General features: G+C 36.2%; 25 protein-coding genes. 18 read left to right on the forward strand and 7 right to left on the reverse strand.

What is annotated here, in order from left to right:
- Positions 1-4: 4 nt before the first annotated feature.
- The 5 genes from CAO17_RS04180 (at position 5) to CAO17_RS04200 (ending at position 4,420) form a co-directional block, all read left to right on the forward strand.
- On the forward strand, positions 5-499 hold the full coding sequence (locus tag CAO17_RS04180; protein WP_085991587.1) for an ECF transporter S component: 495 nt from the start codon (positions 5-7) through the stop codon (positions 497-499).
- Positions 496-1,194, forward strand: coding sequence for an ATP-binding protein (locus CAO17_RS04185; protein ID WP_085991588.1), 699 nt, complete (start codon positions 496-498; stop codon positions 1,192-1,194). The genes CAO17_RS04180 and CAO17_RS04185 overlap by 4 nt, the downstream gene beginning before the upstream one ends.
- A gap of 11 nt (positions 1,195-1,205) precedes the next feature.
- Positions 1,206-1,826: a histidine phosphatase family protein gene (locus CAO17_RS04190; protein ID WP_085991589.1), complete on the forward strand. Its 621-nt coding sequence runs from the start codon at positions 1,206-1,208 to the stop codon at positions 1,824-1,826.
- A 304-nt stretch (positions 1,827-2,130) separates the two neighbouring features.
- Positions 2,131-2,484: a DUF378 domain-containing protein gene (locus CAO17_RS04195; RefSeq protein ID WP_085991590.1), complete on the forward strand. Its 354-nt coding sequence runs from the start codon at positions 2,131-2,133 to the stop codon at positions 2,482-2,484.
- Between the two features lie 829 nt (positions 2,485-3,313).
- Positions 3,314-4,420 carry a PcsB-like coiled-coil domain-containing protein gene (locus tag CAO17_RS04200; RefSeq protein ID WP_245831762.1) on the forward strand — a complete coding sequence of 369 codons (1,107 nt, stop codon included), beginning with the start codon at positions 3,314-3,316 and terminating at the stop codon, positions 4,418-4,420.
- Positions 4,421-4,592: 172 nt separating this feature from the next.
- On the opposite strand, the gene CAO17_RS04205 is transcribed toward CAO17_RS04200, so the two are convergent.
- A complete protein-coding gene (locus CAO17_RS04205) occupies positions 4,593-5,189 on the reverse strand; it encodes a YdhK family protein (RefSeq protein WP_085991592.1) in 597 nt (198 codons plus the stop codon).
- Between the two features lie 320 nt (positions 5,190-5,509).
- On the opposite strand from CAO17_RS04205, the gene CAO17_RS20950 reads away from it, so the two are divergent.
- Positions 5,510-5,671, forward strand: a complete 162-nt coding sequence (locus tag CAO17_RS20950; protein WP_179151887.1) for a hypothetical protein — start codon at positions 5,510-5,512, stop codon at positions 5,669-5,671.
- A 74-nt stretch (positions 5,672-5,745) separates the two neighbouring features.
- Here CAO17_RS20950 and CAO17_RS04210 read toward each other — a convergent pair whose 3' ends face one another.
- Positions 5,746-6,996: a YeeE/YedE family protein gene (locus CAO17_RS04210; RefSeq protein WP_085991593.1), complete on the reverse strand. Its 1,251-nt coding sequence runs from the start codon at positions 6,994-6,996 to the stop codon at positions 5,746-5,748.
- A 307-nt stretch (positions 6,997-7,303) separates the two neighbouring features.
- Here CAO17_RS04210 and CAO17_RS04215 point away from each other — a divergent pair, with 307 nt between their 5' ends.
- Both CAO17_RS04215 and CAO17_RS04220 read left to right on the forward strand, forming a co-directional pair.
- The gene (locus CAO17_RS04215; RefSeq protein WP_085991594.1) at positions 7,304-7,963 is read left to right on the forward strand and encodes a ribonuclease H family protein; all 660 of its coding nucleotides are present in this window, start codon (positions 7,304-7,306) and stop codon (positions 7,961-7,963) included.
- Positions 7,964-8,226: 263 nt separating this feature from the next.
- Complete coding sequence (locus tag CAO17_RS04220; protein ID WP_085991595.1) at positions 8,227-9,402, forward strand: hydroxymethylglutaryl-CoA synthase; 1,176 nt, start codon at positions 8,227-8,229, stop codon at positions 9,400-9,402.
- A gap of 168 nt (positions 9,403-9,570) precedes the next feature.
- Here CAO17_RS04220 and CAO17_RS04225 read toward each other — a convergent pair whose 3' ends face one another.
- From CAO17_RS04225 to CAO17_RS04235, 3 genes are all read right to left on the reverse strand, one after another.
- Complete coding sequence (locus CAO17_RS04225) at positions 9,571-10,026, reverse strand: SRPBCC family protein (RefSeq protein ID WP_085991596.1); 456 nt, start codon at positions 10,024-10,026, stop codon at positions 9,571-9,573.
- 200 nt (positions 10,027-10,226) lie between these two features.
- A complete protein-coding gene (locus CAO17_RS04230) occupies positions 10,227-10,460 on the reverse strand; it encodes a TM2 domain-containing protein (RefSeq protein ID WP_085991598.1) in 234 nt (77 codons plus the stop codon).
- A gap of 454 nt (positions 10,461-10,914) precedes the next feature.
- Entirely contained in the window at positions 10,915-12,261 is a 1,347-nt protein-coding gene (locus tag CAO17_RS04235; RefSeq protein ID WP_085991599.1) for an aspartate aminotransferase family protein, read from the reverse strand.
- 729 nt (positions 12,262-12,990) lie between these two features.
- On the opposite strand from CAO17_RS04235, the gene CAO17_RS04240 reads away from it, so the two are divergent.
- On the forward strand, positions 12,991-14,178 hold the full coding sequence (locus tag CAO17_RS04240; protein WP_179151888.1) for a M24 family metallopeptidase: 1,188 nt from the start codon (positions 12,991-12,993) through the stop codon (positions 14,176-14,178).
- Between the two features lie 129 nt (positions 14,179-14,307).
- Here the strand turns inward: CAO17_RS04240 and CAO17_RS04245 are convergent, their stop codons facing one another.
- Positions 14,308-15,294, reverse strand: a complete 987-nt coding sequence (locus CAO17_RS04245; RefSeq protein ID WP_245831763.1) for a 2-hydroxyacid dehydrogenase — start codon at positions 15,292-15,294, stop codon at positions 14,308-14,310.
- Between the two features lie 214 nt (positions 15,295-15,508).
- Here CAO17_RS04245 and CAO17_RS04250 point away from each other — a divergent pair, with 214 nt between their 5' ends.
- The 8 genes from CAO17_RS04250 to CAO17_RS04285 all read left to right on the forward strand — a co-directional run bounded on the left by CAO17_RS04250 (position 15,509) and on the right by CAO17_RS04285 (position 23,712).
- A complete protein-coding gene (locus CAO17_RS04250) occupies positions 15,509-16,168 on the forward strand; it encodes a GntR family transcriptional regulator (RefSeq protein WP_085991602.1) in 660 nt (219 codons plus the stop codon).
- A 59-nt stretch (positions 16,169-16,227) separates the two neighbouring features.
- A complete protein-coding gene (locus CAO17_RS04255) occupies positions 16,228-17,658 on the forward strand; it encodes an NAD-dependent succinate-semialdehyde dehydrogenase (protein ID WP_085991603.1) in 1,431 nt (476 codons plus the stop codon).
- 205 nt (positions 17,659-17,863) lie between these two features.
- On the forward strand, positions 17,864-18,247 hold the full coding sequence (locus CAO17_RS04260) for a RidA family protein (RefSeq protein ID WP_085991605.1): 384 nt from the start codon (positions 17,864-17,866) through the stop codon (positions 18,245-18,247).
- Positions 18,248-18,278: 31 nt separating this feature from the next.
- The gene (locus CAO17_RS04265) at positions 18,279-19,502 is read left to right on the forward strand and encodes a M20 metallopeptidase family protein (protein WP_245831764.1); all 1,224 of its coding nucleotides are present in this window, start codon (positions 18,279-18,281) and stop codon (positions 19,500-19,502) included.
- Positions 19,499-20,470: a pyridoxal-phosphate dependent enzyme gene (locus CAO17_RS04270; RefSeq protein WP_085991607.1), complete on the forward strand. Its 972-nt coding sequence runs from the start codon at positions 19,499-19,501 to the stop codon at positions 20,468-20,470. The genes CAO17_RS04265 and CAO17_RS04270 overlap by 4 nt, the downstream gene beginning before the upstream one ends.
- A gap of 86 nt (positions 20,471-20,556) precedes the next feature.
- The gene (gene dat / locus CAO17_RS04275) at positions 20,557-21,390 is read left to right on the forward strand and encodes a D-amino-acid transaminase (protein ID WP_085991609.1); all 834 of its coding nucleotides are present in this window, start codon (positions 20,557-20,559) and stop codon (positions 21,388-21,390) included.
- 94 nt (positions 21,391-21,484) lie between these two features.
- Entirely contained in the window at positions 21,485-22,630 is a 1,146-nt protein-coding gene (alr, locus tag CAO17_RS04280) for an alanine racemase (RefSeq protein WP_085991610.1), read from the forward strand.
- Between the two features lie 11 nt (positions 22,631-22,641).
- Positions 22,642-23,712: a tartrate dehydrogenase gene (locus CAO17_RS04285; protein WP_085991611.1), complete on the forward strand. Its 1,071-nt coding sequence runs from the start codon at positions 22,642-22,644 to the stop codon at positions 23,710-23,712.
- A gap of 261 nt (positions 23,713-23,973) precedes the next feature.
- On the opposite strand, the gene CAO17_RS04290 is transcribed toward CAO17_RS04285, so the two are convergent.
- Positions 23,974-24,366 carry a CHRD domain-containing protein gene (locus tag CAO17_RS04290; RefSeq protein ID WP_085991612.1) on the reverse strand — a complete coding sequence of 131 codons (393 nt, stop codon included), beginning with the start codon at positions 24,364-24,366 and terminating at the stop codon, positions 23,974-23,976.
- Between the two features lie 104 nt (positions 24,367-24,470).
- Here CAO17_RS04290 and CAO17_RS21315 point away from each other — a divergent pair, with 104 nt between their 5' ends.
- Positions 24,471-24,677, forward strand: coding sequence for a hypothetical protein (locus tag CAO17_RS21315; protein WP_218775531.1), 207 nt, complete (start codon positions 24,471-24,473; stop codon positions 24,675-24,677).
- The last annotated feature ends 19 nt before the right edge of the window (positions 24,678-24,696 follow it).

Consider the following 24,696-nt stretch of genomic DNA (forward strand, 5'->3'; position numbering starts at 1 on the left):
TTCGGTGAATAGTAGAAAAATAAGTATACTAGCCTTATTTATTGCTTTATCTGTAGTTGGTGCAGCAACAAAAATTCCAGCTATCATAGGAAGTGTTGCGTTAGACGCTTTTCCAGCTTTACTTGCAGGCACATTTTTCGGTATAGGAGCCGGTGCGGTCGTCGGCGGATTTGGTCATATGGTGTCTGCATTAATTGGAGGGATGCCAATGGGGGCTTTACATGTTGTTATTGCCATTGAGATGGCATTATTAGTTGCTATGTTTACCATTTTAATCGAGCGAGGAAAAAATATCTTTGCTGCAATTATCTTTGTTATCGGCAATGTTTTACTAGCTCCTGCTCCTTTTATTTTTTTATTTGGAGTTGAGTTTTATATGGCGCTAATACCTTCATTGTTCATTGGTTCTGTATTAAATGTATTGGTAGCACTCATCGTTTATTCTCGTATACGACCATTTTTTGTAGCAACTTATTTTAAGGAGGAAATGAAAGGATGAGAAATGCTATAACCATTCCATTTAATCATGAGGAAATGCTCGTAGTCACTAATGACAATAGTGGAGCAATAGGAATGAAAGAAGCGGACAAGGTTCACGTTCCATATGAAATGGTAGGTTATTATTCTTTCCGAGTAGCAGTAATGGAATGCATGGCTTCAGGGGCAGAGCCTATTTCTGTTGTGATACAAAATTTTTGCGGGGAAGATGCTTGGAAAGGATTAGTACAAGGAATTAAAAAGGGCTTAACTGAGTTACTAATGGAGGATGTCGCTATAACAGGATCGACTGAAAGCAATTTTTCTTTAACACAGTCAGCCGTTGGATTACAGGTTCTTGGCAAAAAGTTAAAAATTAGATCTGAGGAAGAAAAGTTTTATTTGGAAAATGTCGCATTAATTGGATTGCCATTAGTCGGGGAAGAGGTTCTTTCTCAAAAGAAGGATATTGCCCCATTATCCATTTTCCGAGACCTTAACAACCTTCAAGATGTTTTTGTATGGCCTGTTGGTTCGAAGGGAGTACTTTCCGAAATAGAAAAAATGGCACCTATGTTTAGGGACAAAGTGAATGTATCTGGGGAAATTGATTTGAAAAAGTCAGGTGGACCTTCTACTTCATTCTTGGTTACTTATTCCAAAGAAAAAGAGAACCAAATCCGGACGATTGCAGGAACATATTACCACAAACTTTAAGGAGGAATACCATGTTACATATATATTTTGTTAGACATGGTGAAACAGAATGGAATAGAGAAAGCCGCTTACAAGGTCGTTTAGATTCTCCTTTAACAGTAAAAGGGATACAGGATGCAAAGCAACTAGGAGAACGATTAAAGCCAATAAATTTCCAGCAAATAATATCTAGCCCGAGTGAGAGAGCGGTTAAAACAGCGAGATTACTAATTGAAAATCGCAGTTTACCTTTTAAAACAGATAAAAGACTGATGGAGATTGATTTAGGGAGCTGGCAGGGGAAAACGATTAAGGAAATTAGAAAAGAAGATCCAACTACATATAATCAGTATATCCATTATCCCCATTTATATGATAAACAGGATGGGGAAACAATAAGAGATGTTCAATTTAGGATAAGATGCTTTTTGAAGAATCTTGAAAAGGTATATACGGCAGGTGATGTCCTAGTAATTACACATGGAGTTGTTATAAAGGTGTTACAAAGTCTATGTAAAAATATTTCCCTCCAAAGAGTATGGGAGCCACCGGAGATTGATGGAACCAGTGTGACAATTGTTCAATTAACTAATGGAAATAAAAAGCTTCTTTTAGAAGGAGATACTTCACATAAAAATCATATAGTAACATAAATAAGAAAAATAAAGTAGAATTACAAAGCCTTGGGACGCAAGTATGATGGGATTTCTTGTGTTTCAAGTTTTTTATCGCAGGTTAAGGGGCAGTAATAACCCCATTGATTAAAGATTCACTTTATGGCGTTAAATAATATAGGATGTGCAAGTTTTAGTTGTGCGCGATGTTTTCATTGCCGACTGTCGCGGTCCATAAAAAGGTACGGTTTTAGCCTTCTCAAAGAAATCCCCCTTCATGCATGAAAAAATGGGATTAGCTTAAAAATAAGATATATTCCGATTGTGGAGGGGGTGACTGAATATGCGCTTCTTAAATAGTGTTGCATTAACATTGATTATTATTGGTGCTATTAACTGGGGGCTTATTGCGTTTTTTCAATTCGATTTGGTTGCTGCGCTTTTTGGAGGACAAGATGGCTTTTTAGCGAGAGTGGTTTATGGATTAGTCGGTATTAGTGGGCTATATTATCTTACAAGAGCTATATATCCAATAGGTGACAATCCAGCGAATCGTCCGGACCTGAATACGGGGAAATTGAATTATGGAACGGAATTTGGAGAAGAGGAGACCGATATAGATAACCCATCGGCACATTCATTGCAGACATCTGAACAATTTAAAAGACCAACAGGACATCATTATAAAGAGGATTAATTTAAAAGCCCAGTGTACAACTGGGTTTTATTTATCGCTGATTAAGGGACACTAATACCACCACTGATTTAAGATTCTCTTTATTTGATGGAATGATACCTTATATATAAAGGGTGTGGGGAATTCTAAACGAAATAGAAGTCTAAATCTAGTTTTTTAATGGTATACTAGTAAATAGCAATGACCGACTTCTCAGGGGGACGGCTTTAACTCCTAAAACCGATTTTGATATGTTGCGATGTCAGTTCGGAAGGGGGTGAGGCCTTTGGACGATTCTACCTATCAAGTTCTAAATTTACTTTTTCTGTTTGGAACATTGATAGTAATGATTATGTCCAATAAAGATTAAGAGACCTCCTCTGAGTTGGCTGCTCGTAATTGGGAGATCCCTATTATGTGAGTCGTCCCCTTGATGGGGATCGGTCATTGTGAAACGTTCCATGTTAAGTCATGGAACGTTTTTTATTTTATGTCCCTAGCACCTATAGTATACCATTTTTTAAAAAGTTAAGCTGCTTTTGTATATTTTCATGCTTTATTCTCCATTAAAGCTAATACTTCATAATGGTTTGAATTGATTTTTACAAAAAGCTATAGCATATTTCCCTAGCGGTAGTTACAACAATAGAGTTGTGTCCCCATTTACATAGATAAAAATCAAATATGGATTGAATTATCAACCCTAATTCTCGAGTGAAACATAATTGTAATATCTTTATAACAATTATGTTATTTAGAAATGATATACTTCAAAAGCAATAGATTTGAAATATTAAAGTTACTAGGTAATATAGCAAAATATAATTTTTTTAAAGGAAGCAGGGAAAAAATGCGTTATAAAATGACTATCTTTACCTTTGCTTTAGCCTTAATAATAGGATTTACATACTTTGACTCTTACGTCTATGCAGATACAAATCAGGATATAAAGCAGATTCAAAATGAGCGTAAGGATATTAAAGGTAATATAGCGGAAGCAGAGGAAAAAGTATCAAATATATTATCGGAAATAAAATCCTTGAATAACGAGATTAAACAAGTTAATCAAGAATTAATAGAAAAACAAGAAGAAATAGATCATACACAGGAAGATATTGATAGATTAATAGAAGAAATCAATGTACTTCAGGATGAAATCAAAGAGTTAGAACAAAGCATTAATGAACGATATGAAATTTTGAGGGATAGAATCTCATCCTACCAGCATTCTGGTGGTTCGGTTAATTACTTGGAAGTAATTTTTGGATCGGAAAGTTTTAGTGATTTTATTAGCCGTGTAACAACTGTTAATAAAATTGTAGAATCAGATGCATCATTAATGGAACAGCTTGAGCGTGATATAGAGAAGGTAGAAAAAAATAAGGTCGATTCTGTAGAAAAACTTGATTTGCTAAATGCGAAAAAATTAGAGCAAGAAGCGGCAATGAAGGTTATGGAAGAAAAGAAGAGGTTGAATGAACAAAAGAAAGCCACATTAGAAAGTAAGAAAAAAGAGATTACATCATTGGTGAAAGAATTGAAAACGAAAGATAGCAATTTAGCATCATTAGAAGCAGATATTAAGGAAAGCTTGAAACCAGACAAGCAACAAGCTAGTCAAACAGTTAAGAAGGTACAAGAAAATTCCAATAAACAGGAGAATAAAGACAAAGAGACGTTTACTGTTACTGCTACTGCCTATACAGTTAGTAGTGCTGGTGGTTCAGGAATAACATATACTGGAATTAATTTAAGAAAAAATCCAAATGCCAAAGTTATTGCTGTTGATCCAAGTGTGATACCTTTAGGGTCTGTTGTACATGTAGAAGGATATGGCTATGCTGTAGCAGGTGATATTGGTGGTGCTATTAATGGTAAAAAGATTGATGTTTTTGTTCCTAACCAAAAAGCAGCAATGAATTGGGGAGTCCGAACCGTTAAAGTTACTATTCAATAAAAGAAAAAGTTTAATAGCAATAAAAACTGCACCGTAATTGCTGAATAAATTTTTAGCAATTATAGGTGCAGTTTTTTGTTTTATGTTTTTATTTAATATTTGAATGTAGTAAAAAAAGTGATATTGCTATAGATTTTAGGCGACCATTTCAAAGTTGCCTTTTGGATTCTAATTAATCAATAGCAGATAATTCATCTTCTACCACCCATTTATGATTGGTAACCTTTTTATCGGTAATTGTTGATACATAATTAATCATATATACCGTTGTTTTATTTATGGAGTTAATGGTTGCTGTTGCACCTCTCATACCCTTCATGTGATCTGCTTCTAATATTACTTCTTCTCCAATTGAAAAAGGATGCTTGTCGGCTCCTTTTATTTCTTCATGGATAACCCACTTATGGTTGGATATTTTACCTTCACCAGTTGTGGGAATAAAGGATACGGTATATGCAATCGTGTCGTATGCACCAACAATGGTTGCTTTGGCACCTTCCATACCAGCTTTATGTGCTGTATGTATATAAGCTTTACTACCAATTTGGAAAGTTGGATTTGCAGCTACCCTTAACCCCTTAGGAATGATTTCATCCATAACGGAATCGTTTTTTTCCACTTTTATTTCATTTGAATTTTTAACATTAGTAATATTTACTTCGGATGGTTGACTCGCATTCTCCCTCTCCGTATTACTATTTTCACAAGCCGATACAGTTAAAATAGTGAAAATAGCTATAAATCCAATAAAGGCATATTTCCAAGACATTTATTAAACTCCTCCCATTTTTAGACCTTATTAATACACTGCCCAGTTTTCCGTAAGTTTATGAAAGAATGACCTTTGCTCTCTACAAATGGTATTTGGTGGGGCGAGTAACCGCAGTTCCAGGATAGGAAGACCTTAGCGGAATAAAGGAATCAAGCGGATTCGAAAATGTTTAATGTAGAAAATGAATAATATATTGGATTGTATTAACTCATCAGCCTGTTATGCATGTTTTAGTTTAAATCGCTCAAACTAACTCCTATAAGAAGGGAGGAAAAATATACTTCTCCCTTTAAGTTAAAAGTATAGGAGGTATTTTGATGTCAGAAGAGAATAAAAATAAAAATAAAGATAAAGGCAGACAGAGAAATGTAATTAAGTATGATACAGAGCCTGAACGTGGTCGTCGGGATGTTGAATTCGCTGAGGATAGTGAATTTGTGAATATTAATGGTAGAAAAAATAAAAGAAAACGAAAATAGATTCTATGGATAGTATTAAAAAAAAGAAGCATGAAGGAATTTTTCCAACATGCTTCTTTCTTCGGATTTCAATCTTAGCAAAACGTATCTGTCTTTTTAGGGTTATTTAATCCGAATATTGGTCTTATGAGCAATGCTACTCCAGTACCGAGCATAGCCATAATCATCCAGACCCAGCCATGAAGACTGAAGGATGCAATTCCTCCAAAGTAAGCACCAATATTACAACCGAAAGCAAGTCTAGAACCATATCCCATTAATAGACCACCAATTACTGCTGCACCGGCAACACCTGGCTTGATTTTTTTCGGTTTAAAATTACCTTGTGCTGTTGCAGCAATAAATGCTCCAAGAATAATACCGAAATTCATTACACTAGTAGAGTCAGCTAAAACAGTTTGTGTTAATGCTTCTCCATTTGCTCCAGCAAAATATCCCCATGAAGAAACATCAACTCCAATGGCTTGAAGTGTTTTTCCTCCCCAAAGTGCAAATGCGGAGGTAATTCCCCATGGTGTACCTCTTACTGTTAATGTTAGTGCATTAAGAATAGCTAATATAATCCCTGCCCCAAATAAAGGCCATGCTCCTCTAAATATTTTTTTCCACCCGTTCGTGGTAGCCAGTGGTTTCATTTGTGGAGGATTTTTTTTCTTTGCAAACAATACTAGTATATAGTAGATAAGTCCAAATAATAATAATTGTAAAATCCATGCTCCCATATAACCCAAACTAGTTGATTCTGCTAGGGAGAATGGTTCAAGAGATGGTGTACTCATCCAAAATGGTAAATGATATGCACCAATGGTAGATCCGATAATAAACGCAGTAATGGTCAAAATCATAGATGATGAACCACCACCTAGGCTATATAATGTACCAGATGCGCAACCATTTCCAAGTTGCATACCAATACCAAAAATGAATGAACCGAAAATCACGCTCATACCTACTGGTGAGACGTATCCCGATGGAGACATTCCTGTAAAACTAAAACCTGTACTTAAAATAACGGCAAATAACGTTGTTGCAACAGCAAGCATTAGCATGTGTGCTTGTAACCCTTGCACATTACCGACAGACATTAGTCTCCGGAATGCTGAGGTGAAACCAAAACGGGCATGAAGCAAGGTAATCCCTAATGCCAATCCAATCAAATAAAGTATTCCCTGAGTAGCATTTGTTGTACTAACAATAGCAATAAACAATATCGAAGCAAGGATGATACCTAACGATAAGAATGGCTTTTGTATTGGATTTAAATCTTTAATGATTGTAGTTGGACTGCTTGTGTTTCTCTGTTGGAGAAAGCTCTGCTGTTCCATTGTACATTCCCCTCATTTCATATGAAAATAGTGTGAATTAATATGAATATAACGTAAAAGCAGCGAAATGTAAATGGAAATTTTTAGTGACATAGATTATTTAAAATCGTATAAGATATAAAGTGAATCTTCAATCAGTAGGGATTTTCTTTCATCCCACACCTAACCTCCATTTTTGAGGGGGGTATGATTGACCCTTAACCTGCGATAAAAATTATTGGAAAAGTTAAATTTGAATGGAGAACAAAGTTGACAAATTAAGAAAAGAACCAAAAAGTGACGGACACCATAGTGAGGTGAAGGAATAATGAAAGTAAAAATGGAACTAACGTATCGGACGCCAAGTGGTGTTGAAGCGATATTTTATACTGATGAAATGCGTGTAGAAAAAGCGCTTATGTTAATGGATGATATAGAAAAAAAAGGTCGACTAAAGAATGTCATTTTTATCGATAGTCAGGAACACATTTGGACATTAAAAGAACTAAAAAAATGGGAAGAAAGTATCCAAACTGAAACTCATCATGTAACGGTTTGTTTTGATGGGGGATTTAATGAAAGTTCAAAGAAGTCTGGCTTAGGATGTGCGATTTACTATGAGCAGAATGGAAAAAGGTATCGGTTGCGAAAAAATGCATTGGTAGAGGAATTGGATACAAACAATGAAGCTGAATATGCTGCTTTGCATCTAGGGTTACAAGAATTAGAGTATTTAGGTGTTCACCATTTAGATGTTACTTTTATTGGCGATTCTCAAGTGGTTATTAACCAATTAAGTGGGGAATGGCCGTGCTATGAGAAGGAACTATCTAAATGGGCTGATCGAATAGATGCGAAATTAGAACAATTGGGTATCCGTCCAGAATATCAGGCTATCTCCAGAAAAAAGAATCGTGAAGCAGATCATTTGGCATCCCAAGCGCTAAGTGGGATAGAAATTATGAGTACAATCGAAATAACTTCGTAAGCTTAATGTAGTAGTCCTTGTTTCACAAAACTGAACTATTGTAAAAGGGTTTAAATTTAAAAGCTCAATATATGAGAAATAATGGGGATTCTTGGTGTTTTTTTGATAAATATTAGTGCATAAAATATCAAGGTTCAACATTTTTCGGTGAGTACCAGGTACTAAACAGTTGTATTAATTGCTAGATTATATTACCATTTAAGATGGTGGAATATTAAATTTGGAATCGTTTAAATTTATGCATATGTAAAGGAGTAAGACAATTGAAAATAGGGATTGACAAGATAGGGTTTTATACCCCTAATTTATACGTTGATATGAATAAGTTAGCAGTTGCGAGAGATGTTGAACCGGAGAAATTTACGATTGGTATCGGTCAGGAAAAGATGGCTGTACCTCCTCTTACACAAGATTCTGTGACCATGGCTGCAAACGCGGCTTTAGAAATTATAGATGAAGTGGATAAAGAAGCGATTGACTTTGTTATATTCGGTACTGAAACAGGAATCGACCATTCGAAGTCAGCTGCTGTTTATGTACACCATCTGCTTGGGTTACATCCGAATGCTAGGTCGATTGAAGTTAAACACGCATGCTATGGTGCTACAGCTGCAATACAAATGGCTAAAGGACACATTGCTTTAAATCCAGAAAGCAAAGTATTGGTATTAGGGTCGGATATTGCCCGATACGGATTAAATACAGCTGGTGAATCAACACAAGGTGCTGGAGCTGTTGCATTAATCATTAGTGCTAACCCAAAAATTATGACATTGGAAGATAAAAGTACATATCTCACTTCTGACATTATGGATTTTTGGCGTCCAATTTATTCGGATAAGGCATTTGTTAATGGGAAATTTTCAAATGAACAATACATAGCTTTTTTCAATACAGTATGGGATAAATTTAAAGAAGAGACAGATATGGATTTAAATGATTTTGAGGCAATCTGCTATCATCTTCCATACACAAAAATGGGGCTAAAGGCGTTACGTACTATTCTTGATGATGTACCGGAGGATGTACAGGAAAAATTAAAAGCGAATTATCAAGCAAGTACGCAATATAATCGCAATGTTGGAAACATCTATACAGGATCCCTGTATTTAAGCCTACTTTCATTACTTGAAGAAAAAAGTGAGGACTTAGATTCGGGTTCAAGAATTGGGCTATTCAGCTATGGCTCTGGAGCTGTTGGGGAGTTCTTTACAGGTGTATTAGAGCCGAACTATCAAGAACATTTATACAAAAATCATCACGATGAACTATTTGCGTCTCGTAAGGAAATCAGTGTATCTGAATATGAAGAAATCTTTGAAGAAACTCTTCCCGCGGATGGATCAAATATTGAACTAGATATTAATGAAGATCCGGCACCAATTTGTTTATCAGGAATTACGGACAACATGCGTCAATATGTAAATAAACTACGTTAGAAAATAGAAAGAGGCTGGATTTCCGTAGCGGTTTATATGTATTAATCATATTCAAACCTTGCTTATGGAGAATATTATTATTCCAGCCTCTTATTTGTTATAGTGAAAGTTAAAAATAGATGATCTTAAATAGAGGAGCAAGTCAAATTCTACATAAAGATCTAGGTTTCAATAGATAAGGTCTTCAACTTCTTTGATTTTGATTGCTATTTCACTAGTTAATTCAGTTGCAGTTTTAGGAATAACAGTTTTTAATACCGGATTAATTGCAGGCCCTAATACACCTTTTGCTGTAATATCTAAAAAACCTGTGATGCTTGTTTTGGAATCCGTGATTGATCCGGCTTCAAAATAACCCTTCCCTGAAAAATTTTCATTTAGACCGGTTAAATTAAATGTAACTTTTGTAGGCTCTTGCCACATTGTAATGTCTATTTTCATGTGCAAGGTTCTTTTTATAATTCCTATATCACTTACAAATTTCCAAGTTGATTGCTTATCATTTATTATTTTATGTTCAATATACCCGGGCACTAATGGAGCCCAATTGTTTATATCACTCACAAAATTCCATACTCTATCGATTGATGTATGTATTTCAGTGGTGTATTTTCCATTTGGCATGTGAAAACCTCCAATTGGTGAGTTTCTTATATGAAAATATATGGTTAAAATACATTACTATTACCAATTTTATTGCAATTTTTTTAAATGATAATTTAGGTACAACTGTTCATTAGAAAGACAGTCTTTATTATCAGGAATTAAATAATAAAAATAAGGTGTAAGTAATTCCAAAAAAAGAATATCCTTTTACATTTACTTTACTTTGGGCTCCTACACATTCCAGGGATTAAAAAAATATCAATAAATAACCAAACCCAAAGTAAACCTAATGGAATATAGCCAATAAGTATCCAAGAAGTAGACCAACCGATAATTCCTAGTAATAACTGCATGATTCCTGTGCTAATTCTTCCAGTGTAAAAACGATGTATCCCAATTTGGCCAAGAAAGAACCATAGGACATAAGCAAGTGCAATATTTTTTTGACTCATAGGCAGGAAAACCTCCTTTATTTTATCGCAGGTTTAGGGTAGTATGTTTTAAGATTTAGGAGGATTTATATTTTGCCCTATACACCAGCTTAAACGGTAGTAATGTATCCTTATAGCAAACAAGGCGATAGAGTTCGTCTGCCATAAAAAGTGTAATAATGGATGTAATTCAAAAACAAATAAATCCGTTTACTCCCAAATAATAGTTGTGTTCATTATTATTTACCTATTTTACAGGGTTATTATATTTTTTGACTCCAAAATGGACTACGATTTTGATGAGCTGGATTCAGATTTAAAATATATTTATTACGTTAAGCAGTGCATTGTTCTTTTTTTTCAGTGGGGGTGAAAGAATCCCCCACTAATTTAAGATTTACTTTATACCATTATATAGCTTCCTAAAAATATACATCAGATGATAATCACTACTTAAAAAGTCGGGTTGGGTACACTAGGGCATGGATTTTTTGAGGATTTGGACTAGGAATTGTAGTTCTTCTTTGGTGATGGAGAGTGGTGGTGACATAGTTATTATATTGTTGTAGCCTGCTACAGTATCACTTGTTTTCCCTATGATAAGCCCTTGTTCCTTACAGCGTGCAACAACTTGTGCAACTAAGTTTTCTTCAAGTGGTTCTTTTGTTTGTTTATCTTTTACGAACTCAATTCCTGCGAGTAATCCCTTACCACCACGAACGTCTCCTACATTCGGATGGTCCTTTAATGCCTGCAACTCTTCAAACAACCAATTACCTAGTTCTTCGGAGTTTTTAACTAATTCTTCTCTTTCCATAATTTCAAGATTTTCAAGAGCAACAGCACATGCTGCAGGACTACCTCCAAATGTATTAACATGTCGGAAATGATTATATTCGTCGTTCGAGATGAAAGCCTCGTAGATTTCTCGTTTAACGGCGGTTGCTGCTAATGGCATGTATGCACTTGTCAACCCCTTAGCCATGGTAATAATATCTGGTTTCACATCATAGTGTGTAAATCCAAATGGTTTACCTGTACGACCAAAACCATTAATCACTTCATCCGAAATCAGTAAGACCCCATGTTTGTCACAAATTTCTCTTACACGTTTCATGTAATTATCATGTGGAACAAGTATTCCACCACCAGTAATGATGGGCTCCATGATAACTCCAGCAACAGTCTCATTGATTTCCCAGGTAATGGTTCTATCTATTTCGGCTGCAGATTGATCACAGCATTCCTCGTTTTTATTTGGGAAAGGACTTCTGTAACAGTCTGGTGGAGATACATGAACAAAGCCAGGAGCAAGAGGTTCATATTTAAAAGCACGTTGGTTTTGTCCTCCAGCAGCAAGAGTTGCAAAAGAGCTTCCATGATAAGATCGATAACGGGATATAAATTTATGTCGACTAGGCTCGCCTATTTGTTGATAATATTGTCTTGCAATTTTAAATGCTGTTTCATTTGCTTCTGATCCACTATTGGAATAAAAAATAACATATTCGTCACCAAGCCATTCATTTAACTTTTCGCTTAATAAAATACCTGGTATATGACTTTGTGTTAGGGGATAGTAAGGCATTTCTTTTAATTGCTTTGCAGCAGCATCAGCTAGTTCTTCTCTTCCATACCCTACATTTACACACCATAGCCCTGCCTGACCGTCTAAATACTTCTTCCCATCTATATCAGTTACCCACACACCATCAGCTTTCGTACTGATCATCGTACCCTCGGGATTGTATTTCTTCATGGCGTGCCATAGATATTTTTCATCCTTTTTAAGAAGCGATTGCTTTTCAGATTTATTTATCATACTCAAAAACTCCCTTCCCATTATCAATATGGCGATTGTCGTTTGTCGACAATGAAAACTAGACAATTCTAATTAAACACAGGTAAGCGGAAAAGTCAATGATTTTTGAATAAATTGAAAATTACGTCATCCCAATCATAAGGATTTTTTAACAATAAGGTGGATATTTTTTCTTTAACACGTAATAACAGACTGTAAGATTCCGATTCAAAATTAGCTGATAGTGGTTGATAGAAACCTCTGGTAATGACGTTTCATTATATATACATAAAATTGTATTAGTTTCATAACATTTTATGAGAAATATTTTTTAATCATTTCGATTGTCTTTTTATCTTATTTTGCATATGCTGCTATAAGGAGATAAATCATAATAATTATGTTCATAATATATTGACAATTCAAGTTCCAAGATTTATTATTTACTTAGAATTGCCGACAATCGACTAGGATGTTTATAAAAGTGAGAAAGGAGAGGTATTTCATCTTTTACTAATCGCTTTATAAATATATAAAACTATCTTGATCCCTTCCATAACAATAATTACTCCAGTTAGACTTTCTCTTTTCTCCTTAGAATCAATTGAGGTAATCAATCTTTTACAAATTAAAAATGGGTTGTTTAAAAAGATACGAAAAAGCGCTTACAGCATAAACTATCATAAGAAACTTTTATATTTCCAAACAAATTTATTTATTAAGTGAAACTTTATAATTGGAGGGGTTGGTATGGTGTTTTTCCCAATTTCTGAGTATCATGAAAGATTAGCAAAGACGAAACACCGTATGGCCGCCAGTGGAATTGACGTATTGTTAGTAACAGATCCAGCAAACATTAATTATTTAAGCGGTTATGATGCATGGTCCTTTTATGTGCATCAGCTGCTTGTTATTTTTATAGATGAAGATCAGCCATATTGGATTGGTAGGGGGCAAGATGCAAGTGCTGCGATGCATACTTCTTGGCTGGATAAGGAACATGTTTATGCATATGCGGACGATTACGTACAATCAACCATAAAGCATCCGATGGAGTTTGTAGGTGATTTTATTAAATCCAAAAATCGCGATAAACATACCATAGGAGCAGAATTTGATGCTTATTACTTTACGGCTAAAAATTTTATGAAACTTAAAGAGTGTTTACCTAATGCAATGTTTAAGGATGGAACTAATCTTGTTAACTGGGTGAGAATCATAAAATCGGAAAGGGAAATAGAATGCATAAAAATTGCATCCAAAATTTCCGAGAAAGCAATGCAGGCTGCTTTTGATACGATTGAACCTGGTGTAAAACAATCAGATGCAGTGGCAGCAATCTATCATGCGCTTATTCAAGGGACGGAGGATTATGGAGGAGACTATCCTGCTATAGTTCCATTATTACCTACAGGTGATAAGACATCTGCATGTCATTTAACTTGGACAGATGATCCTTTCATTCAAGGTGATCCAGTTATCATTGAATTAGGAGGGTGCTACAAACGATATCACTCACCGCTTGCAAGGACGATCATTTTGGGGATACCTGATGAAAAGTCACAGTATATTGCAGATGTTGTAGTAGAGGGAATTAATACAACGTTAGATGTCATCCAGCCGGGTATGACCTGTGGGGAAGTTGAGTTAGTCTGGAAAAAGGTAATAGAAAAACACGGTATTATAAAGGATTCCAGGCTTGGTTATTCCATGGGATTGAATTATCCACCAGATTGGGGAGAGCATACCGCTAGCTTACGTGCGGGCGATAACACGGTATTAGAGCCGAATATGACATTTCATATGATTCCAGGAATTTGGTTGGATAATATGGGGATTGAAATTAGTGAATCTTTTCGTGTAACAGAGTCGGGATGTGAAGTATTGGCTGACTTTCCACGTGAGCTATTAGTTAAACCAAATATACGCTTGGCTTAAATTTTAGGAGGTTATTTTGTTATCAATACACGATTAAAAAAGCTTTGTCCATTGTAAAAAGGACCAATTCCTTAAAATAAAAGGAACTGGTCCTTTCCATTATGGGTAACAAAAGTAGTCTAATTAAATTCAGCTTTCTTTATTCAAGTTTTCCCATACTTTAGGGTTGATTAGATTTTTTGGTCTTTTTCCATTTAAACCAGCCAGCAAATTTTCAGCTGCTAATTCGGACATTTCTAACTCCGTTTCATAGGTTGAGGATCCAATATGTGGCAATGTAACAACATTGTTTAGATTTAAGAGTTCATTTTGTGGATCGACTGGCTCCTGTTCAAAAACATCTAGCCCCGCTGCAAGAATTTCTTTATTTTTTAATGCATCGATTAATTCATTTTCTACAACAGTACCACCACGAGAAGCATTGATAAAAATTGCGGAATTTTTCATTAATTGGAATTCCCGCTTACCAATCATTCCCCTTGTTTCTTCAGTCAGCGGGGTAATTAAGCAGATAAAATCGGATTCTTTTAATAAGCTATCTAAATCCTTATATGTTGCTGCAAATTTCTCTTCTGCGTCCGTTTTACGCGAGCGGCTGTGGTAAAGAATGTTCATATCAAAACCAAAATATGCCCGTTGAGCAATGGCATTACCAATCCTACCCATACCTATGATTCCTAATGTTTTATGATGGACGTCAACACCGTAATGCTCCTCTGTTAATGATTCGGTCCATTTTCCAGACTTCACAAAATGGTCTAATTCTGGCATTCTTCTTGCCGTAGAAAGTATTAGGCCAAAAACCATATCTGCAACTGTATCGGTTAGAATTCCTGGTGTATTCGTTGCCATAATATTCCGTTTTGTTAATTCGGCAATGTCGAGGTTATTATAGCCAACCGATACATTACTTACTATTTTTAAATTCGGTGCTTTTTCTAGTAATTGCTGGTTGACAGGAAGAGCCAAGCCAATTATTCCCTCTGTTTTTTCTAAAAAATCAAGAAATTCCCTATCACGGTTGGTGTCAATGTTTTTAAAAAACCGGACATCATGCTTCTGTTTTAGTGCTTCTAAAACAGGTTTTTCTAATCGTTCATATACTAAAATTTTCATTCGATATCTCCCCCCCATATAAAGGTAAAACATCCTTTATACATATACGTTCAAAATAACCGGTATATTAATAGAAGTCAAGCGGGAGTTTAAATAATTAAATTATTCAAATTATTATTGACAACTTTAAATTGGGCTATTACAATGGAATTAACTTAATGTCGACAATCGACTAATATATTTTTAATGAAATCCAATGAAGGAGACAATCAGGATGAGTAATGAAGGGATTATAGTGAAAAAGTCATTAGGTGAATTAATTGCAGATCACCTTAGAAGGGATATTTATAATCAACATATTAAATTTGGGGAACGATTAATTGAAGCCGATTTAGCCGAACGATTTGATGTGAGTAGAAGTACCATTAGAGAATCTTTAAAAATCTTGGAACAAGAGGAATTAATAGTAAGTAAAGCACGAAAAGGGACGTTTGTTTCGGAATTCACAAAAAATGATCTTGATGAGATGACTGAAGTGCGTTTACTTATTGAAGCTCATGCATTCGTTACGGCATTAGAAAATTTAAATGAAAAAAACTTCTTAGAGTTACAAGCTATCATCGAAAATATGAAAATAGAGGCAAAAAAAGGTAATTGGAATGAATTATTTGATTTAGATATGAAATTTCATCAGTATGTCGTTAATATGTGTGGAAATTCTAGGATTATAAAAATTTATGAATCCATTCGTATCCAAATTCGTATCTACTTTGCGCATCTTGATCAGTATTATTCTAGTCCTATGTCTTTTTATAAGGAACATAAGGAATTATTTGAAGTTTTATTGCATAAAGATGGAGAGTTGGTTAAAAAACAAATTGAAAACCATATATTTTATGTAGAAGAGAAATTACTTCAGCAACCAGAAAAGTGATAGTTTATGTAAGAAAGAAGTAGGGAATTTTAGAAAATAAAAGATGGGAAGTGCTGTCAATGAGAAAATATCAAATCTATATTAATGGAGAATGGACAGGAGAAGAATTACAAACGTTAGCTGTTACCAACCCTGCTAATGGTCAACTTGTTGGGGAAGTACCTTACGCAGGTGAGGTGGAAACCAACGATGCTATTGATGCCGCACATACTGCCTTTCAATCTTGGTCACAATTAACAGCGTTTGAGCGTGCAGGATACTTAAAGAAATTTTATCAGCTTATGCTAGACAACCAAGAAGAATTAGCCGAAATTATGACTCTTGAGATGGGAAAGCCAATTAAAGAATCGCGCGGTGAGGTTCAATATGCTGCATCCTTTATTGAATGGTTTGCTGAAGAGGGAAAACGCGTATATGGCGAGACCATTCCTTCTCATGTACACGCAAAGCGTCTTCAGGTTTGGAAGAAGCCAGTAGGTGTAGTGGCGGCGATTACGCCATGGAATTTCCCGGCTGCTATGTTAACGAGAAAAATGGGTCCGGCGCTTGCAGCAGGGTGTACGGTTGTCATTAAGCCCTCCAGTGAAAGTCCTCTAACAGCTATTAAATTACTTGAATTATGTGAGAAAGCTGGGTTTCCAAGAGGGGTCGTTAATTTAGTCACGGGTTCTTCTTCTAAAATAGCGAAGGCAATCATGGATAATGAAAAAGTACGGAAGATTACATTTACTGGTTCCACGGAAGTAGGGAAAATTTTAATTCGCCAAAGTGCTGATCAAGTAAAGAAACTTTCCTTAGAATTAGGTGGGCATGCACCTATGATTGTTTTAAATGATGCTAATGTCGATGTAGCGGTAAAAGGTGCTGTTGCATCGAAATTTCGGAATACGGGCCAAACCTGCATTTGTGCAAACCGAATATATGTTCAGTCCGGGATATATGATGAATTTATTGAAAAGTTTGCGACTGCTGTTAAAGAGTTGAAAGTGGGAGACGGAATCGATGAAACCGTAGACATTGGCCCTCTAATTAACCAGGAAGGTTTTGAAAAGGTTACTAGTCATGTAGAGGATGCAGTGAGTAAAGGAGCATCCGTTGTTACTGGTGGAAAAGCGATACGTGATGAGAGTGGGGCATTTTATTCACCAACAGTGATTAAGGATGTAAATGAATCCATGGTCGTCATGCAGGAAGAAACATTTGGGCCAGTCGCTCCGGTTCAAAAAGTAGAATCTGCCCAAGAAGCGATAAAATTTGCAAACAGCACGCCATATGGATTAGCTGCTTATGTTTTCACAGAGAATGTAGCTAAGGGTATGCAAGTCATTGAACAGCTTGATTTTGGAATTGTCGGCTGGAATGAAGGAGCACCGTCAGCAGCACAGGTTCCATTCGGAGGAATGAAAGAAAGTGGTGTAGGAAGAGAAGGTGGTCACGAAGGAATTGAGGCATTTATTGAGTCGCAATATGTTGCAATTGGAATGGAGTAATGGATTGGTAAGCTGTAAAAGCGATGAAGACTAGAGCCGATTAAGGTCAAAAACCCGTCTTTATCACGGGAATGAAGACCAATGGGTGATTGAAAATAAGAAAAATAGGTCTTCATGCCGCAAAATATCCACTTGATTTTAAGGCATGCAAAACACGAAGAATATAGGTTAAAAGTATTCAAGTTTTTCATGAAAGGGGAAGGTCATGAAAAAGAAAATTTATACAGAAAATGCACCAAAGCCAACTGGTCCATATTCTCAAGGTGTTGCGGCCGATGGACTGATTTTCGTTTCCGGTCAGGATGGTGTATTTCCGGACGATACGACAGCCGGTAACAGTCTAAACGAACAAACTGAAGCTTGTTTACAAAATATAGAAAATATCTTAAATAAGGCGGGAGCAACTTTAGATGATATCGTTCATGTGACATGTCATCTAGCAGATTTAACAGAGGAAAATGTTCGCGAGTTTAACCAAGCATACGCTAAATATTTTGAAGATATCGAGATTAAACCAGCCAGAATAACGGTTGGAAGTGTGTTAATGGAAACAGATATAGAGATTACAGCCATTGCCTATAAAAAATAGTTCTCAGGGTATTGGGAGGGGGGATGGTTTATTGACACTTTCTAAGCAAATGGAACGATTAACAGCTGATATGATTTATTGGAGACGTCACCTTCATGCTAATCCAGAGTTAAGTTTTCAAGAACAAGAAACGTCCCGATTTGTGGCGAAGGAGCTTGAAAAAATTCCCGGGATGCGTGTAGACCAGAGAGTTGGTTATCCCACAGCGGTTGTTGGTATGCTTTCCTCTAGCCCCGGGCCCACCATAGCAATCCGTGCAGACATGGATGCTTTACCAATTCAGGAACAAAATGACGTTACGTATAAGTCAAAGAGAAACTCTGTTATGCATGCTTGTGGTCATGATGCACATACAGCAATTGTACTTGGAGTCGCCAAACTATTAAGTAAATATTTCCAAAAGGGTTTACTTCAAGGGACTGTTAAATTTCTGTTTCAGCCAGCGGAGGAACATGTGGATGAACGTGGATATAGTGGTGCAAAATATATGGTTGAAGCTGGAGTTTTAGATGATGTTGATGCAGCCATTGCCTTGCATATGAGTCCGGAAAATCGCGTAGGAGAGATAAAAATAAATGATGGGTATAGTATGGCGAATGTCGATGTGTTCAAGGGAAAAATACTTGCTACAGGTGGGCATGGTGCCTACCCACATTTAGGTACGGATCCTATTTGGATGTCTGCGTCTGTCCTCCAAGCATTATATGGAATTACAGGTCGTAGGATAACCCCTTTAGAGTCTGCGGTAATAAGCATTGGACGTGTTCAAGGTGGGACTACAAGTAATGTTATTCCAAGTAGTATGGAAATAGAGGGAACGATTCGTAGTTATCAACCTGAAGTGAGAGAACACCTTCTTAAGGAAGTAGAAAATGCCTTCAAAATGGTTAAAAACTTAGGTGGTGACTACCAACTTCAATTTATTGAAGAAGACCCGGCTTTAAAAAATGACTCAGAGATTAATAACATAATAAGAAAGATTATAGAAAATAAGTTCCCATATATTCAAGTTATTGAAGAGCCTTTTGGTTTGGGTGGAGAAGATTTTGCCCATATGGCTAAACATATCCCAGCTTCCATGTTCTTTTTAGGGTGTGCAATCGACGATGGAAAAGCCAGGAATCTGCACACTCCCTATTTTGATATAGACGAACAGGTACTCCCTATCGGTGCAATGATTCTTTCTGAAGCAGCTAAATATCTATTGGTTAGTGGAAAAAGGAATGATAGAAATGGGAAGGGAGTGGATTTATGATAGAAAATAAGGTTGAATTACAAGAAATATGGCAGGCTCGAAAAAGAATATCAACTATAGTAAAACATACTCCCCTCATTTATTCCGATGAACTTTCCAAACTAACAGGAAAATCCATTTATCTAAAACTAGAAAACCTTAATACAACGAATTCTTTTAAAATTAGAGGAGCTGCTAATAAGATTTTAAGTTTATCAGAACAAGAGAGAGAGAAGGGAATTACAACCTTTTCAACCGGTAATTTTGGATTAAGTGTTGCTTTTGTTGCTAAGACATTAGGAATTAGAGCAGTAATATGTATCTCCGGTCGAGTTCCAAATGCAAAAGTAAGCGTATTAAAAGAAACTGGTGCTGAGATCCAAATAGTAGGAGAATCACAGGATGATGCTGAAAAACATAGCTACTACCTTGAGAAGGAACAGGGGTTAACGGTTATTCATCCATTTGATGATCCGTATGTTATTGCAGGTCAAGGTACCATTGGATTGGAAATTTTACAGGATTTACCTGGGGTGGACACCGTACTTGCAGGTCTATCTGGTGGAGGACTTCATTCAGGACTTGGTATCGCTTTAAAGAATTCGAGTTCATCCATTAAGCTTATCGGTCTTTCCACTGCAAATGGGGCGGCTATGTATGAGAGCATACAAGCTGGAAAGCCAACTGTAATTGCGGAAAAAGACACACTTGCTGATAGTTTATTAGGAGGAATCGGTCTTCATAATAAGTATACATTTCAATTCGTTCAGGACTTTGTGGATGACATCATTTTATTAAATGAAAAAGAATTTGCTGACGGGATGGTCTATATTTTAGAAAAGCACCGCATGGTCATTGAAGGAGCGGCGGCATCTGGGGTTGGGGCAGTTTTAAATGGAAAGGTTACACTCGGGGAAAATGTTGTGATTGTTTTAAGTGGAAGTAGTGTCGATCTTCCAATTATTATGAATTTAATAAAAGAGCAGTAGAAAACCTTATCATCGTTAATGAAACAGCATAGTTATTCATAGAATATAGTAAGCCTTCCTACATTGCCTTAAGGAGGAGTTACCGTATGAATAAAATATTAATCAATGATTCTATAATGGAAAGAAAGAAAATGATTGATATTGAGGATCGTGGTTATCAATTTGGCGATGGAATTTACGAGGTAATTGGCGTATATCAGGGAAAGTTTTTTATGCTTGATGAACATTTGGAAAGGCTGGAAAGAAGTGCTAGGGAAATTCAATTATCCCTTCCGTCTTCTATAAGTGAGATAAAAGAAAATCTCATGGAATTGGTTCAGGTGAATAATTTGCAGGAAGGTGTTATTTATTTACAGGTAAGTCGTGGTGTAGCGGAGCGTTGGCACTATTTTCCGAGCTCAGATACGAAGCCTGTCCTTGTTGCTTATACAAAGCTAGAAGAAACGATGCGTGAGGAAGAGGATAACGGAGCTACAGCAGTTCTTACAGAAGATATTCGTTGGCTTCGTTGTGATATAAAGACATTGAATCTCCTCCCAAACGTACTTGCTAAACAGAAAGCGGTAGAGCATAAAGCAGTAGAAGCCATTTTTTATCGTGGCGATGTCGTTACAGAAGCAAGTGCTTCAAACGTGTTTATCGTAAAAAATAATGAGGTTTTAACACACCCAGCTAATCATTATATTTTAAATGGAATAACACGTAGAAAAGTACTGTCCCTGTGTGATGATTTGAATATAAACCTACAGGAAAAAGCATTTACGGTAAAGGATTTATTAGAAGCAGACGAGGTGTTTGTTACGGCAACGAAATTAGATGTTGTTCCCATTATAAAGGTCGATCAACAAACGATTGGCACAGGTTCGCCAGGTAGGACCACAAAGAAAATCTTGCACGCTTTTAGGGCATCTATAAAGTGAAACTTCATTCAGCGGAGGTCTTACTACCAGTTAATTCGGTAAAATGATTCGGTTGGATAGCATCCTTACTTAAACCTCGTTTGGAGGGATTGTAATGCTTCAACACGTAAATTCTCTCGTTGAAGGTCACACAGTTGCTGAGATAAATCTAGCTGCTCTCCGTTCAAATGTTCAAGCACTTAAAAATAAAATAGATCACCGCATCTTCTTAGCGGTGATCAAAACAGATGCTTACGGACATGGGATTATTCCGATTGCCAAGGAAGCTTTAAAGGCTGGTGCTGATCGGCTTGGTGTTACAACCGTAGAGGAGGGGATTCTTCTTAGGCAAAATGGAATATATATTCCCATTCATATTCTCAGTACGATTACCCCGGAACAAGCAGAGTATGTTGTTCGTTATCGGTTAATTGCCTCTATTAGTTCAGAATATACCGCTAGAGCTATTAGTAAGGAAGCGGTAAAGCAGAACCAATCTGCATCCGTACACTTAAAGGTGGATACGGGCTTACATCGGTTTGGTATTGATCCATTGAAAGCTATAGAATTTTGTCATCATTGCTATTATCTCCCTCATTTATTCTGGGAAGGAATTTATACTCATTTTTCTAGTGCGGATGAAGGAGAATGGGATACAACAGAAAAACAATTTCAATTATTCATGGATACGGTGAAGAATTTAGAGAAAAAGCAATTTTACTTTCCTTTAAAACATGTTGGTGCATCAACCATTACAATAGAAAGAAAAGATATGCATTTAGACATGGTGCGTCCTGGGATAGCTTTATTTGGTTATCATCCAGCAGTTCGACAACGAAATATAGTTACTTTAAAACCTGTCATGACATTAAAAACGAAATTAGTTCTTAAACGTTCCCTTGCTGCTAATTCTCAGGTTGGATATGGTGGTGATTATGTAACAAAGGGCCAGGAAACAATAGGGATAATACCAATTGGGCATGGGGATGGATATAAACGAAGATTATCTAATAATGGGCATGTGCTAATAAGAGGAAAACGAGTGGAAATTGTCGGTACTATCTCCCTTGATCAAACCTTTATCAATATTACTAATCTTATAGATGCAAAAGAAGGAGATGAAGTTGTTTTGATAGGGAGACAGGGTCAGGAAGAAATTTCAGCTCGAGATATCGCTGATTGGATTCATAGTAATGTAGATGAAGTATTAGCAAGTCTAATGTATCGGATCAAAAGAAAATATATTGATGAATTTTCATAAAGGGGGAGCCAATGAAATCATTTAAAATAGCACTTATACCAGGAGATGGAATCGGCCCGGAGGTAGTGGCAGAAGGGGTTAAAATTTTAAAAGCGATAGAAGAAAAGGATCCATCTTTATCCTTTTCATTTACGGAATTTCCTTGGGGATGTGAGTATTATTTAGACCATGGGACAATGATGGATGAAAACGCGTTAGATATACTCAAAGATTATGATGCTATTTATTTAGGTGCAGTAGGCTATCCAAGTGTACCAGACCATATTTCCTTACGAGATTTATTGATTAAAATACGAAAAGGCTTTGATCAATATGTTAATTTAAGACCGATTGCGTTGCTCCATCCTGAATTAACCCCTTTAAAAAACAAAAAAGAAAAAGATATTGATATGCTAGTAATCCGTGAAAATAGTGAAGGGGAATATTCTGGTGCTGGTGAATGGTTGTTTAAAGATCAACCGGAAGAAGTGGTTCTGCAAACGGGGGTTTTTTCTCGAAAAGGAGTAGAGCGGATTATCCGCTATGCATATGAAGAAGCAAGTAAAACAAATCGAACGCTTACAAGTATTAGTAAGGGAAATGCGCTAAACTATTCTATGGTGTTTTGGGATCAAATATTTGAAGAAGTTGGCAGGGAGTATCCAAATGTTGAAACCTATTCTTATTTAGTCGATGCAGCGAGTCTTTATTTTGTATCACAACCAGAACGTTTTGAGGTGGTTGTTACTTCCAATCTTTTTGGAGATATTGTAACAGATATTAGTGCTGCAATTACAGGTGGATTAGGTTTAGCGACTGGAGCAAATATAAATCCGGAAAGAAATTATCCATCAATGTTTGAGCCTGTACATGGATCAGCGCCTGATATAGCTGGAAAAGGTGTTGCGAATCCAATTGCAGCTATTTGGTCGGTTAGCCAAATGTTAGATTTCTTTGGATTAGAGGAATGGGGCTCTGCGGTTCTTGCTACTATTAAGAAAATTATTCGTGAAGAAACATATCTTACACCTGATTTAGGTGGAATTGCTTCAACACAGGAGTTGGGCAATCATTTTGTTGAGTTATTGATGAAGGATAATTAATCCTTTCATTTTACGTATAGGAAGACCATACTTTCTAGCAAGGTAGCTATTTGCCATAGTAATTAATAATTTAAAAATATATAAGTAGAAAAATCAGCACATTCGTAAGAGGAAACGAATGTGCTGGTTTTCTAATATAAAGAAAACCCAATTAATCAGTTTTACCGATTGAGTAAGTTGTTTCACTTCTTTTTTTCCCTCATATTAGAAGGATTGTGCACCGTAACTCAGTATCAACAAACATCCCTATAGTTAGCTTCATTAATTCTGCATAATCTTTCCACGTAATTCACCGTTTGGTTTTCTTTTTGATTGAATTTGAACAAATGCTTTACCTGTTTCTATCTCATGAGCTAAATCGGATATAGATTTTCCTTCTAGAGGTCCTTGGAGGATTTCCGACGTGATGTAACCTTCCATTACATCGGAGTTAGTGGGATTGGGAAGTATTGCTACTTTTGGCCCGATGATATTTCTTCTACCTAAATGAATATTTGCTTCGGAAATGAAATCAATTCCAGCAACATCTAATCGAAAACGTATCTGATTTCTTCGTTTATCTAAATGAAATAAGGCAATGCCATCCGCATTTGATTGAACAGGTGGAACTTCCTTTGAACCAGTTAATAGAGCCATATAAAACTGATCATGCATGTATAAAGCCTCCTTTTCCACTATTTATCATAGGTTTTAGGGACAGTAACCCCAGCTATTAGGATTTATCGCAGGTTAAGGGGCAGTAATACCCCAACTCAAAAATGGGGGAAACTGCTCTTAAAAACCAGATTTGCTCATCTAACAATTCAGTGGGAAAAGTGGAAGTAGAAAATATGTTGATTCTTGTGATAGGATTTGCATTACTTTTTACGTACCGTGCACTCCACTGGTTGAAGATTCACTTTACTTCATCCTATTTCGGTGGGAAAGGCCTTGCCTGTACTACTGTCATTAGGGATGTTAATTAGATAAAATTTGGCGAAATCC

Source organism: Oceanobacillus senegalensis, assembly GCF_900176885.1.
Lineage (GTDB): Bacteria > Bacillota > Bacilli > Bacillales > Amphibacillaceae > Oceanobacillus > Oceanobacillus senegalensis.